Source organism: Methylorubrum thiocyanatum (assembly GCA_014138645.1).
In the GTDB taxonomy this organism is placed as follows: domain Bacteria; phylum Pseudomonadota; class Alphaproteobacteria; order Rhizobiales; family Beijerinckiaceae; genus Methylobacterium; species Methylobacterium thiocyanatum.
In genome coordinates this window covers 205,969-219,699 of sequence record JACJIB010000008.1, presented here as the reverse complement: position 1 = coordinate 219,699, position 13,731 = coordinate 205,969, and the positions used below count along the sequence as shown (strand labels likewise).

Sequence of the window (13,731 nt, the reverse complement as noted above, 5' to 3'; positions counted from 1 at the left end):
GTCTCGCCCCGGAGCCGACGCAGTCACATCTGTCGGCAAGGGATGCAAGTTAGGAAGGAGATCGGCATGACGCAGGCCGATGCCAAGGCGCCGGAGATCGAGCGGTCCGATGCGGTCGCGCGCGAACTGTCCCCGGCGGCGCAGCGGGCGCTGGCGGAGGCGGCCGAGCGCCGCGCGGCCATCGACGCCCGCGCGGCGCGGATCGCCGAGCGGCCCGAATCGCTCGGACGCGGTGGATTGGAGCCCGTCCGCTACGAGGACTGGGAGGTGAAGGGCCTCGCCAGCGACTTCTGACGCGGCAGCGTCCGAAACCGGTCGCGCGTCAGCCGAGACGAATCAGCCGAACTGCTCGCGCAGGATGCGCTCTTCGAGGCTGTGGCCGGGATCGTGCAGCAGCACGAGGTTGGTGGCGTGGTCGAGCCACGTCTCCACCGTGCAGACCCGGCGGAACTCGGTGTGGTCGGCGACCGCAGCGACGGGACGGTGCTCGGCGTCGATCACGTCGATGCGGATGCGGGCGTAGTTCGGCAGCAGCGCCCCGCGCCAGCGCCGCGGCCGGAAGGCCGAGATCGGCGTCAGCGCCAGGAGATGGGCGTTGAGCGGCAGGATCGGCCCGCCGACGGAGAGATTGTAGGCGGTGGAGCCGGCGGGCGTTGCGGCGAGGATGCCGTCGGCGATCAATTCGGGCAGGCGCACATGGTCGTCCACCGAGACCCGCAGCTTGGCGGTCTGGTGGGTCTGGCGCAGCATGTAGACCTCGTTGATCGCCCGCGCCGTGTGGCTGCGCCCCTCCGTGTCGGTGGCGATCATCGTCATCGGGTGGATCGTCGAGCGCTTGGTCGCCTCCAGCCGGTCGAGCAGGCCGTCCTCCCGGAACTCGTTCATCAGGAAGCCGACCGTGCCCCGATTCATGCCGTAGATCGGTTTGGGCGCATTCATGAAGCGGTGCAGCACCTGCAGCATCAGGCCGTCGCCGCCGAGCGCCACGACGACATCCGCCTCCTCGGGCGAAACGTGGTCGTAGCGGCGCATCAGCAGGTCCGCCGCCTCCCGCGCATCGGCCGTGGGGCTCGCCACGAAGGCGATCCGTGAAAAGCGACGCGGCATCCGTGCTGTCAGCCCTGTTGACGGGAAGAGGCCGAGCCGGTCTCACTCGGGGTCCGAGCCGGGCACCCGCGAACCGGCGCCGGCCTGCCGAGGGAGAGCCATAGCATGGAGCGCCCGCTCCTCGTCTACACGACCTTTCCCGATGCCCCGACCGCACTCGACATCGGCGAGGCGCTGGTGCGCGCGCGACTCGCCGCCTGCGTGAACGTGATCCCGGGGATGCAATCGGTCTATGCCTGGAAGGGCACGATCGAGCGCGGCGCGGAGGTCGTCGCGATCCTCAAGAGCCGGGAGAGCCTGGCCGACGCCCTGGCGGCCGAGCTGAAGCGCCGCCATCCCTACGAGACGCCGATCATCCTGCACCTGCCGGTCTCAGGAGCCGATCCGGACACCGCCGCGTGGATCCGGGCGGAAACCGGCCCGGTCTGAGGCCGCGACATGCGAAGGGCGCGGACCCCGTGAAGGAGCCGCGCCCCCGAACGATCGGGCCGCCGGTTCAGGCGCCGACGAGGGGAGAGGCCACGCGCTGCCGATAGGCGATACTCGCCTCGTAGCGTTCGGCCTGCAGTCTGGTGAGGCCCGAAACCAGGGCCAGTGACCCGCGATAGACGGTGTAGGTGCCGTCCTGGGTCGGTTTCACGCGGATGAGCTCGGACATGGGACCGCTCCCTGCCAGGGGTCAAACATCGGACGCGTTACGATGGTAGTACGTTAATCTGCTGTTCATGTCTGGCAAGCCGGTTTCGACCTGAACACAGGAACAATTTTCGCTGCACTGCACGAAGAGCCGGCTTCTTTCGCGCCGCAACAGTTCCGTCGACTGATTGTCGCCACTGCATTGCGTCCTCGGTCCTCGTGCGAGCGTCTGCCCCGACGACGCCAAGCGGGACGGAAGAAGATCCGGACATGTCGGCCGCCTCAACCGACGTCGCCGGCGATCTCACAGCGGTCGCACAAAGACGTGATCGTCCGGCGAGCGAAAAGCGCGACGGCGTTGCGGGCGCCTGCCGCAATGCAAAGCTCGCATCAACACTTTTCCAATATCGTCAGAGTTAAGTCGCCTTACCCTATGGCCCCCATGCCGGACCCTCACTCTCAGCTTGCCGATCTCCTGCCCGAATTGGCGGCGGGCGACGCGTCGGCGAATCACGAGGATCTCCTGGTCGCGCGGCGGGAGGAACGGACGTCGACCAACTGGATCGCGTTGATCCGACTGTTCGACGGCACCGAGATCCCGTGCAACGTCAAGGACATTTCGAAGTCCGGCGCCAAGCTCGGTGTGCCCGAGGCCTACACCCTGCCGCCCTGCTTCATGCTCAGGATTCTGGGCCGCGATTTCATCCTGCGGGTCAATCTGGCGTGGCGGAGGGGCAATTACGCTGGCGTCCGAATCGATCGCATCGCAAAGCTGCCGGTCGCCGAGGAGAAAAAGGCCGCGCCCGTCGAGCAGGCGCCGGATTACCACTCGATCGGCCGACGCCGCGATCGCAGCTTCTCCGAGTAAGCCTTTCGCCGTCGTCCCGCCGTCGACCTCCGGCCAGAGCTGCCGCGAAGCGGGTGGAGATCGCGCCTTCCCTTCGTCGCTACGGCCGGGGCTTCCGGAGCGTTGGCTCGGCCGAGCCATCCGGAGACCTTGGCTAAGCCGCTTGGCGATTCACTTGGCAAGCCCTTTGCCAAGCCCTTTGCCGAGCCCCTTGCGAAGCCCCTTGCAAGGCGTCGCCGCAAACCGGTAACCCACGCTGCCGACTGCCACCGGGCGCGTCGGTGGATTGTCTGGCGAGAGGCGCGAAGCTGCGGGAGCATCCTTCTGCCGCGAACCGACGCCTCGGATCTCGCGCGAAACATGGGAGCCGCACTTGGCCACCATCATCCCCGTCTCGCCCTTCGACTACGTCGTGTTCGGCGCCACCGGCGACCTCACCCAGCGCAAGCTCCTGCCGGCCCTCTACCAGCGCTACCGCGACGCTCAGATCCCGGAGACGAGCCGCATCATCGGCGCCTCGCGCAGTCACATGACCGTGGAGGAATTCCGGGAGCACGCCCGTGACGCCCTGAAGAGCTTCGTGCCGCCGGCCGAGATCGACGAGAGCAAGCTCGCCGGCTTCCTCGATCACCTGTTCTACGTGGCGGTCGACGCCCTGGGCGACGAGGGTTGGGACGACCTGAAGCGCCTGCTCGACGAGCGGCCCGACCGGATCCGACCCTATTATCTCGCGACCTCGCCCGATCTCTACGGCTCGATCTGCCGGAACCTCGACCGCTACGGCCTGATCGGCGAGAACAGCCGGGTCGTGCTCGAAAAGCCGATCGGCAAGGATCTGAAATCGGCCCGCGCCATCAACGACGCGGTCGGCGCGGTGTTTCCCGAGAGCCAGATCTTCCGCATCGACCATTATCTCGGCAAGGAGACGGTGCAGAACCTGCTGGCGCTCCGCTTTGCCAACACGATCTTCGAGCGGCTCTGGAACGCCGACGTGATCGACCACGTGCAGATCACGGTCGGCGAGACGGTCGGCGTCGAGGGGCGCGGCGGATACTACGACACGTCCGGCGCCCTGCGCGACATGGTGCAGAACCACATCCTCCAGCTCCTCTGCCTCACGGCGATGGAGAGCCCGATCTCCCTCGACGCCAACTCCGTGCGCGATGAAAAGCTGAAGGTGCTGCGCGCGCTCAAGCCCATCACCGGCGCGGACGTCCAGGCCGTGACGGTGCGCGGGCAATACGCGGCGGGTGCGGTCGGCGGGCGGCCGGTGGAGGGCTACCAGTCCGACCTCGGCAGCGATGCCGCGAGCCGGACCGAGACTTTCGTCGCCCTCAAACTCGAAGTCCGCAGCGGGCGCTGGGCCGGCGTGCCGTTCTACGTCCGCACCGGCAAGCGCCTGCCCAAGAAGCTGTCGGAGATCGTGGTGCAGTTCCGCGCCTCGCCCTTCTCGATCTTCCCCGCCGATGCCTTCGGGCGCGAGCCGAACCGCCTCGTCATCCGCCTCCAGCCGGAGGAGGGGATGAAGCTCGAAGTGATGACGAAGGATCCGGGACCCGGCGGCATGCGCCTGCGCCCGACCAATCTCGACATCTCCTTCGAGGAGACGTTCAAGCAGCGCTATCCCGACGCCTACGAGCGCCTGCTGATGGACGTGGTGCGCGGCAACGCGACCCTGTTCATGCGCCGCGACGAGGTGGAGGTGGCCTGGGCCTGGGCCGACACCCTGCTCAAGGCCTGGGCCGACCGTCCCGAGCCGCCGCGTCCCTACGCCGCCGGAAGCTGGGGACCGACCGCCGCGATCGCCCTGATCGAGCGCGACGGCCGCACTTGGCATGAAGAAATCGGCTGACGCCTCATCGGCACGAAGAGATCGGCAGACGCCTCATCGGCACGAAGAAATTGGCTGACGTCTCATCGCATGGCGATCGGCCGACGCATCAGGCCTCCAGCGGCAGCATCTCGGTCGGCCGGTCGATAATGCGGCGGCCGAACAGGCTCGCCACCAGCTCGACGAGCACCCGCGCGCTGCGCCCGCGCTCGTCGAGGAACGGGTTCAGCTCCACCACGTCGAGGGAGCCGACCAACCCCGAATCGCACAGCATCTCCATGATGAGATGCGCCTCGCGAAACGTCGCCCCGCCCGGCACCGTGGTGCCGACGCCCGGTGCGATGGTGGGGTCGAGGAAGTCGACGTCGAAGCTCGCATGCAGGTGGCCGTTCTCGGCCGCCACCCGGTCGAGGATGCGCCGCAGGGGCGCCACCACCCCGAACTCGTCGATGGTGCGCATATCGACGACGTTCACCTGCCGCTGCGTCACCAGTGCCCGCTCGCCGGTATCGATGGAGCGCAGGCCGAACAGGTGAACCCGGCGCGGGTCGAGCAGCGGGCGTTCGCCGCCCTCGAACAGCGCGTCGAAGCCGGGTTCGCCGCACAGGGCGGCCAGAGGCATACCGTGGACGTTGCCCGAGGGTGAGGTCTGAAGCGTGTTGAAGTCGGCATGCGCGTCGAGCCACAGCACGAAGAGCGGCCGGCCGCTGCGGGTGCAATGGCGCAGCGCCCCATCGACCGAGCCGAGGGACAGGCTGTGGTCGCCGCCCGCCACCAGCGGCAGGCTTCCTCCGTCCAGGGCCGTTTCGACCGCCCGCGAGATCTCGGTCATCCAGGCGCGGATCGCCGGAAGGTCGCGCTGGCCGGCCGCGCAGTCGGGGGCGAGGTCGCCCCGGTCGCGGACCGTGAAGCCCAGATCGTGAAGCACCCGCGTCAGTCCGGCCGTGCGCAGGGCCGCCGGCCCCATCACCGCGCCCGGCTCGCTCGTTCCGATCTCGATCGGCGCACCGATAAGGTCGATCGTCGGCGACGAATCCATGCGGCTCCCCTTCCGGCAGGACGGGTCGTGATCGCGAAGGATCGGGCGATCACGGCTCGGCGCGCCTCTTTCGGCGACGCACAGGCCGGACCAACCCTCACAGGGCGGCGATGGTGCCGCCCTTGGCCCGGGTCACGCCCGCCAGCTCGCTGATCGCCGCCAGCGTGTCCCGCTCGGCGTCGCGGGCGATCTCGGCGAGGCGCGCGGGCGTCGGCATCGGCAGGCGAACCAGAACCAGGGTGCCGACGCCTTCCTCCGAGCGGATGCGCAGCGATCCGCCATGCAGCTCCGCGGTGGAGCGGGCGATGGCGAGGCCGAGTCCGGAGCCCTTGTAGCTGCGGGTCAGGTTGGTCTCGACCTGCTCGAACGGCCGCCCGAGCTTGGAGATCGCCGCCTTGGGGATGCCGATGCCGGTATCGCCGATGAAGAGGTGGGCGAAGCCGTTGCAGGAGCGGCCGCGCAGGGCGACGCGACCGCCCTCGGGGGTGAACTTCACCGCGTTCTGGATGATGTTGAGCAGGATCTGGTGGAGCGCCCGCTCGTCGGCCAGGACGTTCAGGGTGCCGGCCAGTTCGATGTCGATGGCGACGGACTTGCTCGCCGCCTCCTTGGACACCAGCGTCACCGCCGCGGCGATCGCCGCGTCCAGGCCGATCTCGCGGCGTACCAGCTTCACCCGGTTCGCCTCGATGCGCGACATGTGCAGGATGTCGTCGATGACCGAGAGCAGGTAGGTCCCGCTCTGCTGAATGTCGCGGCAATAATCGGCGTAGCGGGGGGAGCCGAGCGAGCCGTAGACCTCGCTCTCCATCAGCTCGGCGAAGCCCATGATGGCGTTAAGCGGCGTGCGCAGCTCGTGGCTCATATTGGCCAGGAACTCGGACTTGGCCTGGTTGGCGATCTCGGCTCTCGCCTTCTGGTCGAGATGGCGCTCGGCAAGGTCGGCGAGCTGCTGCGTCTGGGTCTCCAGGGTGCGCCGCGAGCGCTTGAGGTCCTTGACCGTCTCGATCAGCTCGCGCTCGGAGGCGACGAGCTGCTCCTGGTGGCGCTTCAGGCTGGTGATGTCGGTGCCGACCGAGACGTAGCCGCCATCCTTCGTGCGGCGCTCGCTGACCTGGAGCCAGCGGCCGTCGGTCAGTTCGACCTCGAAGGTGCGCGAGGTGCCGCGCTCGGCGCCCGGAATGCCCCGACGGACCGGGGGGAGGGCGCCGCGGCCCATGATCTCGTCGTAGCGCCGGCCCGGCACCGCGTCCTCGCTGTCGAGCGCGTGCAGGTCGCGGAATTTGGAGTTGCACAGCACCAGCCGGTTGCCGGCATCCCACAGCACGAAGGCTTCGGAGATCGCCTCCACCGCGTCGCGCAGGCGCATGTCGGCGGTGGCGGTGAACTCGGCCAGCCGGCGCTGCTCGGTGACGTCCATGGCGATGCCGACGAGGTGGCGGCTGCCGTCGAGCGCATCCTCGACGATCTCGGCGCGGGTGCGCAGCCAGATCCAGTCGCCCGACGCATCACGGATGCGGAACTCGTGATCGACGGTGGCGTGGCTCGCGGCGAGATGGCGGGCGAGGCTGTAGAGGTCGCCGTCCTCGCTGTGCAGCAGGCCGTTCACGTCGCCGAAGGAGAGGAGATCCTTCTCCGGGGTGTAGCCCAGCAGGGCATACATCGAGTCGGACCAGAAGATGGTGCCGCGGGCGATGTCCCAGTCCCACAGGCCGCAGCGCCCGCGGCCGAGCGCCGTGTCGAGGCGCTGCTTGACGAGATCGCACACCTCGTCGGCCGCCTGCGCCCGCTGCGTCTGCAGGATGTAGGCCGTGGCCATCCCCGCCAGCACGAGGCCGATGGCCGAGAGCGAGATCGCGTGGTGCCCGAACATCCGCCACCAGTTGGCGGTGAGCGGTTCGAATCGCTGGAGCACGGCGACCTCACCCAACCCGTCGGCCAAGCGGCGGATCGCGACGACGGCCTGCCCGCCCGCCTGCAGGTTCACGGTCATGGCCCCGGCGCTCTCGCCGAGGAAGGCGATGGGTTCGCCTTCCGCCAGGTAGCTCGCGAAGGTGTCGGATGGGGCGGGACGCGGATAGGCGGCACGGATCCGGCCGGTGGGGCCGATCAGCAGGACCTCTCGGCCGGCCGGCAGGAGATGGACCGGCAGGACACGCTCAAGCTGCGTCTCGGTGGCGGCCGCCTCGCTCGACAGCGCCAGGGCGGCGAGGCGGGCGAAGGCCTCCACCTCGCGCGTGGCCGCGCGCACCGCCTCGTCGTGGCGCCCGCGCACCTGCAGGACCGCCACGCCGAGCAGCGTGAGCATGAAGACGACGAGCAGCGCCGGAAGCGCGTAGCGCAACCACGTCTCCGCCCGGATGAGGCGGGCCTGGGCGGTGCCGGTCGTGCGTTGGATCCCGAGGATCGTGTCCGCACGCGCGCGCGCGGACAGGGACGCGGAAACCGCCCCCGACATATCGCCACCTCTGCACTGACTGGGAACGGCGCTTCGGCCTGGGCCGCGCCGGCTGTTTCGAATCGTATTCACAATGGACATCGTGGGCAGACGTTTGTCCACGCCGTTTTTGGAGCGGAGAATTGACTCGGCAAGCCGCTCGGAGGGGGTAGGAGCCGCCCGCGAGTCGCCGAAACGCCTTCCTCAACAAGCTCTTAACTAGCCAGCCAAGCTCCTTGTCCCGATATCGGCCACATCGCGAGAAAGTCCTTGCGTGGCAACGATGCGACGCAGGGCCGACTCGGCCTGCGCCCGGCGCCCCGGCTCGAGCCGGCGCCAGGGGCCGAAGGCGGTCATCAGGCGCGCGGCGACCTGCGGATTGGTGCCGTCCAGCGCCAGAACGGTCTCGGCCACCAGGGCGTAGCCGGCGCCGTCCGCGCGGTTGAACTGGGTCGGGTTGGCGAGGCTGAAACTGCCGACGAGGGAGCGCACGCGGTTCGGGTTCGTCATGGCGAAGGCGGGGTGGCCCTGAAGGCGTCGGATGCGCGCTACGGTCCCGTCCTCCGGGATCATCGCCTGGATCGCGAACCACTTGTCGAGCACGAGGGGCTCGTCGGCGTAGCGCTCGGCGAAGGCGGTTAGGGCCGCCTCCCGTGCCTCGCCCGGCAACAGCGCCAGGGCGGCGAGGCCGGCGAGCCGGTCGGTCATGTTCGTGGCCGCCGCGATCTGGGCCTGCGCCAGGGCCGTCCCGGTCTCCGCATCGGCCGCGGCGATCAAATCGAGGGCGGCGTTGCGCAGGGCTCGCCGCCCGGCGGCGGACGCATCCGGCGAGAACGGCGTGCCCGCCGGCTCGGCCAGTTCTTCGCGAAGGGTCAGAAGGCGTGCGCGCAGGCCCGCGCCGAGGCGGCGGCGCAGATCGCGCCGGGCGGACGCGATTGCGTCCGGGTCGATCTCGGTGCCGATCTCGTCGGCGACGTCGCCCTCGCTCGGCAGGGCAAGGATCTGGGCGGCGAAGGCCGGGTCACGCAGGGCTTCTCCGTCGAGGAAAACGCCGAGCGCGGCGACGAAGTCGTCCGCGCCCGCTTCCTCCGGAGCGTCGCCCCGCACCTGGGCCGTCATCAGGCCGAGGGCGACGCGCTGGGCCGCCTCCCAGCGGTTGAAGCTGTCGGGATCGTGGCGCAGCAGGGTCAGGCGGGCGGCGGCATCGAGGGCGCTCTCGACCCGCACCGGTGCGGAGAAGCCGCGAAACAGCGAGGGGACGGGCTCGGCGGCCACGTTTTCGAAGATCAGCGTATCCTCGGCGGAATCCAGCACGAACACGCCGTCCTCGACTCGACCGCTTGCGGCATCAATAAGGGGGCCGTCGGTGCCGACGAGGCCGAGGCGGATCGGAATGACGAGGGGCGGCGCATCCGCGCCGGCGCCGGGCCGCGTCTGGCGGAAGGCGAGGCGGTAGGTCTTAGCGGCCGCGTCATAGCTGCCGGAGACGGCGACGCGGGGCGTGCCCGGCCGCTCGTACCACTCGGCGAAGCGTGCGAGGTCGCGGCCGGTCACCGCCTCGAACGCCTTCAGGAAGTCCTCGACGGTGGCGGCCGTGCCGTCGTTGTCGGCGAAGTAGCGGTCCATTCCCGCCCGGAAGGCCGTCTCGCCGATCAGGGTGCGCAGCATCCGCACGATCTCGGCGCCCTTCTCGTAGACGGTCGCCGTGTAGAAGTTGTTGATCTCGGCATATCGCTTCGGCCGCACCGGATGGGCCAGCGGCCCGGCATCCTCCGGGAACTGGCGGGCGCGCAGATTGCGCACCTCGGCGATCCGGTGGACGGCGCGCGAGCGCATGTCGGATGAGAACTCCTGATCGCGGAAGACGGTGAGGCCCTCCTTGAGGCAGAGCTGAAACCAATCGCGGCAGGTGACGCGGTTGCCCGACCAATTGTGGAAGTACTCGTGGGCGATGATCGCCTCGATCGCCGCGTAATCCGTGTCGGTCGCGGTGTCCGGCGATGCGAGTACGAACTTGTCGTTGAAGATGTTGAGACCCTTGTTCTCCATCGCCCCCATGTTGAAGTCGGAGACGGCGACGACGTTGAACACGTCGAGGTCGTAGGCGCGCCCGAACGCCCGCTCGTCCCAGGCCATGGAGCGTTCGACGGCATCGAGCGCGTAGGCCGCCCGGTCGTCCTTGCCCGGCTCGACATAGACCGCGATCTCGACCGCGCGGCCCTCCATGGTGGTGAAGCCTTTCGCCACCCGGTCGAGGCGTCCGCCGACCAGGGCGAACAGGTAGGCCGGCTTCGGCAGCGGATCGTGCCAGACCGCGTAATGCCGGTCCGTACCCGCCACCGCGCCCGCTTCGACCGGATTGCCGTTGCCGAGGAGGACCGGCGCTGCCGCCCGCTCCGCCTCGATGCGGGTGGTATAGACCGACAGAACGTCCGGTCGGTCGAGGAAATAGGTGATCCGCCGGAAGCCGTCGGCCTCGCATTGCGTGCAATAGACGCCGTTCGAGCGGTAGAGGCCCATCAGCCGCGTGTTGGCGGTCGGGTCGAGCCGGGTCTCGATCCGCAAGGTGAACGGGCGCTGCGGGCCCGCGTGCAGCGTCAGACTCGACGCGTCGGCCCGGAAGGTGTCGGGCGCGAGCGCCTGCCCATCGAGTTCGAGTCCGAGCAGGGTGAGGTCGTCGCCGTCGAGGACGAGGGGCGCGTGCGCGCGGCCCGCCGGGTTCGGGCGGAGCGCCAGCGTCGCACTCACGCGGGTGTCGTGCGGATCGAGGCGCACGTCGAGCTCGACCCGGTCGATCAAATGGTCGCTCGGGCGATAATCTTCGAGGCGGACGGTCGGGGGCGTCTCGGTGCGCATCGGGCAGGGCTCGCCGTCGGGGAGGAGGTCTCGCCTTCTAGAGGCGATCCCCGGCGAGCGGAATCCGTCGCGCGCCGATCACACCGCCGAACCGGCCTCCACCGCCATCCGCCGCAGGGCGAGCCGATACGTGAGATCGCTTTGTGCGAGGCTGCCGGCGATGAAGCGGTCGAAGGCGGAGACCCAGTGCGGGGTCAGGTGGATGAAGGCGTTGCGCGGCCCCGAGCGGACGAGGAACTTCCGCTCCTGCGCGATGGCCAGGATGTTGCGCACGTGGCTGCGCGAGACGGCGAAGCGCGGCGCCAGTTGCACGAGGTCGGCTTCGCGAATCCGGCTTTCCGGATCGCTGCCGCCCATGTCGAACAGCGACAGCAGGATGATCAGGGCGCTCGTGCTGCTGAGAAAGAAGATGATCTCCAGGTTGCTCCACATCATGGCGATGATCGCGTCGAAGGCCGCGATGGCCGAGCGGGCGTGGACGGCCTGAAACGCCGCATCGCGCCGCCGCGCCGGTTCGAAGCCGGGCTCGGGATAGAGGGTTTCGAGCGGCGCGTAATGGGCGGCCATCCACTCGCGATCCCAGGCGAGGAGGCTCTCGGTCGGGAACAGGAGACGCACCCGGTTGTCCTCCGGCTGCTGCTGGAGTTCGAGGTAGCCGGTCTGTACGAGCCGCGCGACGAAGCTGTCGATCAGGCGGGGACTCGCGAAGCCGAACCGCGCCACCGTCTCCTTGAGGTGGCTCAGTGTCGGCCACGTCGCCCGGTCCGAGGGCTCGTAGCCGGCATGCAGGCAGACGATGATGGCCAGGGTGGTCACCCGCCCGGCATCGGCACCGAACTGGGCCGGGAACACTCCGGCCTCGTAGACCCTCGCATGTTCCGAGACGAAGACGCGGCGCGCAGCCGGAAAATCGGGATGCGCCAGGATCTGCTCGGCGGTGAGGTGGTCGATCGCGCCGACGCCGCGGACGAGGGTTCCCGCCGTCACGCGTCCTCCTCCGTCATCGAGCGCCGGACGGAAAAGGAACGCGTTCGGTCCGTTGGTCGGCGAAAGGTCCGGAGAGAGGCGACGGGGCGAAGGCAGTACGGAACGGGGCCGAGGAATGTTTTATGAGTTCTTGGTAACATCTTCGAAGCAATCGGATAAAGGACGCGCGGTGTTTGGTAGGCGAACGGTTGCGAGCGTGCAATTCGAGGATTGAGGCTCATTCGTCAAATATAAGTGACGTGTCGACGCCGATCGCGAGGTGCGGTGCGCTTACAGCGTCGTCGGGCGCCGACGGCCCGTTGACGGGTGCGCTGTCCGGGCCAGATAGCCGGCCATCCCTGTCATCAACCGGTGTGGCTATGGAATATCTGCACACGATGGTCCGCGTGGCGGATCTCGACCGCGCGCTCGCCTTCTACGTCGACGCCTTCGGTCTCAAGGAGGTCCGGCGGGTCGAGAACGAGAAGGGCCGCTTCACCCTCGTCTTCCTCGCCGCCCCGGGGGACGTCGAGCGCGCTCAGACGACGAAGTCGCCCCTGATCGAGCTGACCTACAACTGGGATCCGGAAGAGTATTCAGGCGGGCGCAATTTCGGCCATCTCGCCTATCAGGTCGACGACATCTACGCCTTCTGCCAGCGGCTGAAGGAGGCCGGCGTGACCATCAACCGGCCGCCGCGCGACGGGCATATGGCCTTCGTCCGCTCGCCCGACGGGATCTCCATCGAGATCCTGCAGAAGGGCGGATCGAAGCCGCCGCAGGAGCCGTGGGCTTCGATGGAGAACACCGGAACGTGGTGAAGCGGACGGGCGCCCGGGCGCACCGCGCCGGGCGCCCGTCCGGAGCGGTCAGACCTCGGCCTTGGGCGTGATGCCGAGTTCGGCGAGCTTGGCGCTGACCGCATCGACCGGACGCTTCAGCCGCAGGCTGATGACGGAGACGGGTACGCCCTCGCGGGCCATGCTCCGCAGGCTTTGGACGGCGTCGAGGCTCCAGTTGGTTTCGACCGACATGGCTTCCTCCTGTTCTCTCAGGCCGTGAGCGCTTCGCCGGATCTTTCCGCGAAGCGCCCCGCCCGGATGAGGTGGTTCAGCGGAACAGGCCCGGCAACGTCACGCCAAACATCTGTGCATGCCCGCGATCTGGGCAGCGCGCAGGGTGGGCCGGCCTTGAAGCGCGCCGCGGAAGGGAATGCGCAGGCTGGCCCGCTCGACCTTGAGCAGGATGTTCGAGCCGCCCACCACGGCGCCCGTGGCATCGCGCAGCGGCGTCGGATAGGGCATGAACGCCATCCGGCTCCCGTCGGGCCGTTCGAGCCCGAGCTGAAGGCCGCGGATCGCGCGGCATCCCTTCAGCGCGAGGGCCATCGGCGAGAGTTCGTGCGGCAGCGGCGTGCCGTCCGCCTCGAACAGCCGCCACGACCCGCACCAGCGGGCTTTGCCGAGCACGGGGCGGAACCCCCAAAGCTGCGCCGCGGCCTCGTTGTAGTAGGTCAGCCAGCCTTCGGAGTCGGTGGTATAGAGGGGCGCATCGATCTGCCGGAACAGATCGGCTCGCGACGGCTCGTAGTTCCAGTCGGAGTCCGGCGCGTCGAAATCGTAGGCGAAATCGTCCGTATTCATCAGGCTCCCCACGACGTGCGGGCATCCGAAATGCCCGCTGCCAGCACTTCGTGCCCCCCTCTGTCATGGGTTCCTGGCGGACCCTCCGGCGCTCCGGCCGGCTCAACGGGTCCTTCAGTGCGGTGCCGGAGCACCACCCTCCAGATCGTCCAACCCTGACAAGATTGTGCCTCGAAGCTTCCGGGGGCGGTCGCTCCTCGACGCCATGAACGGCATATTGGGCCGGACTGGGCTCTCTCGCCGGGTCTGATGCGGACGTGGAGTACAATGCACGTCTCGCCAGATGTGGCAAGCACCTGGTTGGCATTCCGTGAGCAGAATTTCGGCTAGAGATCGACGGAACCTGCTGCGATGCAAAATAGGACTGGA

The 13,731-nt window shown here is 68.7% G+C and carries 13 protein-coding genes; 5 read left to right on the top strand and 8 right to left on the bottom strand.

Annotation, left to right across the window (positions count from 1 at the left end; translation table 11 throughout):
- Nucleotides 1–66: 66 nt before the first annotated feature.
- Nucleotides 67–294, top strand: a complete 228-nt coding sequence (locus HNR51_RS21820) for a DUF1674 domain-containing protein (RefSeq protein WP_012452456.1) — start codon at nucleotides 67–69, stop codon at nucleotides 292–294.
- A gap of 42 nt (nucleotides 295–336) precedes the next feature.
- Here HNR51_RS21820 and HNR51_RS21815 read toward each other — a convergent pair whose 3' ends face one another.
- Nucleotides 337–1,107 carry an NAD kinase gene (locus HNR51_RS21815; RefSeq protein WP_012452455.1) on the bottom strand — a complete coding sequence of 257 codons (771 nt, stop codon included), beginning with the start codon at nucleotides 1,105–1,107 and terminating at the stop codon, nucleotides 337–339.
- A gap of 105 nt (nucleotides 1,108–1,212) precedes the next feature.
- Between HNR51_RS21815 and cutA the strand changes: the two genes are divergently transcribed.
- Nucleotides 1,213–1,536 carry a divalent-cation tolerance protein CutA gene (gene cutA, locus HNR51_RS21810; protein ID WP_182556336.1) on the top strand — a complete coding sequence of 108 codons (324 nt, stop codon included), beginning with the start codon at nucleotides 1,213–1,215 and terminating at the stop codon, nucleotides 1,534–1,536.
- A 67-nt stretch (nucleotides 1,537–1,603) separates the two neighbouring features.
- Here the strand turns inward: cutA and HNR51_RS21805 are convergent, their stop codons facing one another.
- Complete coding sequence (locus HNR51_RS21805) at nucleotides 1,604–1,765, bottom strand: hypothetical protein (protein ID WP_182556335.1); 162 nt, start codon at nucleotides 1,763–1,765, stop codon at nucleotides 1,604–1,606.
- 420 nt (nucleotides 1,766–2,185) lie between these two features.
- On the opposite strand from HNR51_RS21805, the gene HNR51_RS21800 reads away from it, so the two are divergent.
- Both HNR51_RS21800 and zwf read left to right on the top strand, forming a co-directional pair.
- Nucleotides 2,186–2,611 (top strand): PilZ domain-containing protein, encoded by a 426-nt coding sequence (locus tag HNR51_RS21800; RefSeq protein ID WP_239681608.1) that lies wholly within the window; start codon nucleotides 2,186–2,188, stop codon nucleotides 2,609–2,611.
- Between the two features lie 352 nt (nucleotides 2,612–2,963).
- Nucleotides 2,964–4,442 carry a glucose-6-phosphate dehydrogenase gene (zwf, locus tag HNR51_RS21795; protein WP_182556333.1) on the top strand — a complete coding sequence of 493 codons (1,479 nt, stop codon included), beginning with the start codon at nucleotides 2,964–2,966 and terminating at the stop codon, nucleotides 4,440–4,442.
- Between the two features lie 88 nt (nucleotides 4,443–4,530).
- Here zwf and rocF read toward each other — a convergent pair whose 3' ends face one another.
- The 4 genes from rocF to HNR51_RS21775 form a co-directional block, all read right to left on the bottom strand.
- The gene (gene rocF / locus HNR51_RS21790; RefSeq protein ID WP_182556332.1) at nucleotides 4,531–5,460 is read right to left on the bottom strand and encodes an arginase; all 930 of its coding nucleotides are present in this window, start codon (nucleotides 5,458–5,460) and stop codon (nucleotides 4,531–4,533) included.
- Nucleotides 5,461–5,557: 97 nt separating this feature from the next.
- Nucleotides 5,558–7,918 carry a PAS domain-containing sensor histidine kinase gene (locus HNR51_RS21785; protein WP_182556331.1) on the bottom strand — a complete coding sequence of 787 codons (2,361 nt, stop codon included), beginning with the start codon at nucleotides 7,916–7,918 and terminating at the stop codon, nucleotides 5,558–5,560.
- 198 nt (nucleotides 7,919–8,116) lie between these two features.
- On the bottom strand, nucleotides 8,117–10,753 hold the full coding sequence (gene pepN / locus HNR51_RS21780) for an aminopeptidase N (RefSeq protein ID WP_182556330.1): 2,637 nt from the start codon (nucleotides 10,751–10,753) through the stop codon (nucleotides 8,117–8,119).
- A 78-nt stretch (nucleotides 10,754–10,831) separates the two neighbouring features.
- Nucleotides 10,832–11,740: a hypothetical protein gene (locus tag HNR51_RS21775; RefSeq protein WP_182556329.1), complete on the bottom strand. Its 909-nt coding sequence runs from the start codon at nucleotides 11,738–11,740 to the stop codon at nucleotides 10,832–10,834.
- A gap of 359 nt (nucleotides 11,741–12,099) precedes the next feature.
- Here HNR51_RS21775 and HNR51_RS21770 point away from each other — a divergent pair, with 359 nt between their 5' ends.
- Nucleotides 12,100–12,540, top strand: a complete 441-nt coding sequence (locus HNR51_RS21770) for a VOC family protein (RefSeq protein WP_012452446.1) — start codon at nucleotides 12,100–12,102, stop codon at nucleotides 12,538–12,540.
- 48 nt (nucleotides 12,541–12,588) lie between these two features.
- On the opposite strand, the gene HNR51_RS21765 is transcribed toward HNR51_RS21770, so the two are convergent.
- Nucleotides 12,589–12,753: a hypothetical protein gene (locus HNR51_RS21765; RefSeq protein ID WP_012452445.1), complete on the bottom strand. Its 165-nt coding sequence runs from the start codon at nucleotides 12,751–12,753 to the stop codon at nucleotides 12,589–12,591.
- A 99-nt stretch (nucleotides 12,754–12,852) separates the two neighbouring features.
- Entirely contained in the window at nucleotides 12,853–13,362 is a 510-nt protein-coding gene (locus HNR51_RS21760) for a hypothetical protein (RefSeq protein ID WP_012452444.1), read from the bottom strand.
- Between the last annotated feature and the right edge of the window lie 369 nt (nucleotides 13,363–13,731).

Coding starts and splice junctions, on each gene's coding strand:
- HNR51_RS21820 (WP_012452456.1), top strand. CDS start 67: ATGACGCAGGCCGATGCCAAGGCGCCGGAGATCGAGCGGTCCGATGCG.
- HNR51_RS21815 (WP_012452455.1), bottom strand. CDS start 1,107: ATGCCGCGTCGCTTTTCACGGATCGCCTTCGTGGCGAGCCCCACGGCC.
- cutA (WP_182556336.1), top strand. CDS start 1,213: ATGGAGCGCCCGCTCCTCGTCTACACGACCTTTCCCGATGCCCCGACC.
- HNR51_RS21805 (WP_182556335.1), bottom strand. CDS start 1,765: ATGTCCGAGCTCATCCGCGTGAAACCGACCCAGGACGGCACCTACACC.
- HNR51_RS21800 (WP_239681608.1), top strand. CDS start 2,186: ATGCCGGACCCTCACTCTCAGCTTGCCGATCTCCTGCCCGAATTGGCG.
- rocF (WP_182556332.1), bottom strand. CDS start 5,460: ATGGATTCGTCGCCGACGATCGACCTTATCGGTGCGCCGATCGAGATC.
- HNR51_RS21785 (WP_182556331.1), bottom strand. CDS start 7,918: ATGTCGGGGGCGGTTTCCGCGTCCCTGTCCGCGCGCGCGCGTGCGGAC.
- pepN (WP_182556330.1), bottom strand. CDS start 10,753: ATGCGCACCGAGACGCCCCCGACCGTCCGCCTCGAAGATTATCGCCCG.
- HNR51_RS21770 (WP_012452446.1), top strand. CDS start 12,100: ATGGAATATCTGCACACGATGGTCCGCGTGGCGGATCTCGACCGCGCG.
- HNR51_RS21765 (WP_012452445.1), bottom strand. CDS start 12,753: ATGTCGGTCGAAACCAACTGGAGCCTCGACGCCGTCCAAAGCCTGCGG.
- HNR51_RS21760 (WP_012452444.1), bottom strand. CDS start 13,362: ATGAATACGGACGATTTCGCCTACGATTTCGACGCGCCGGACTCCGAC.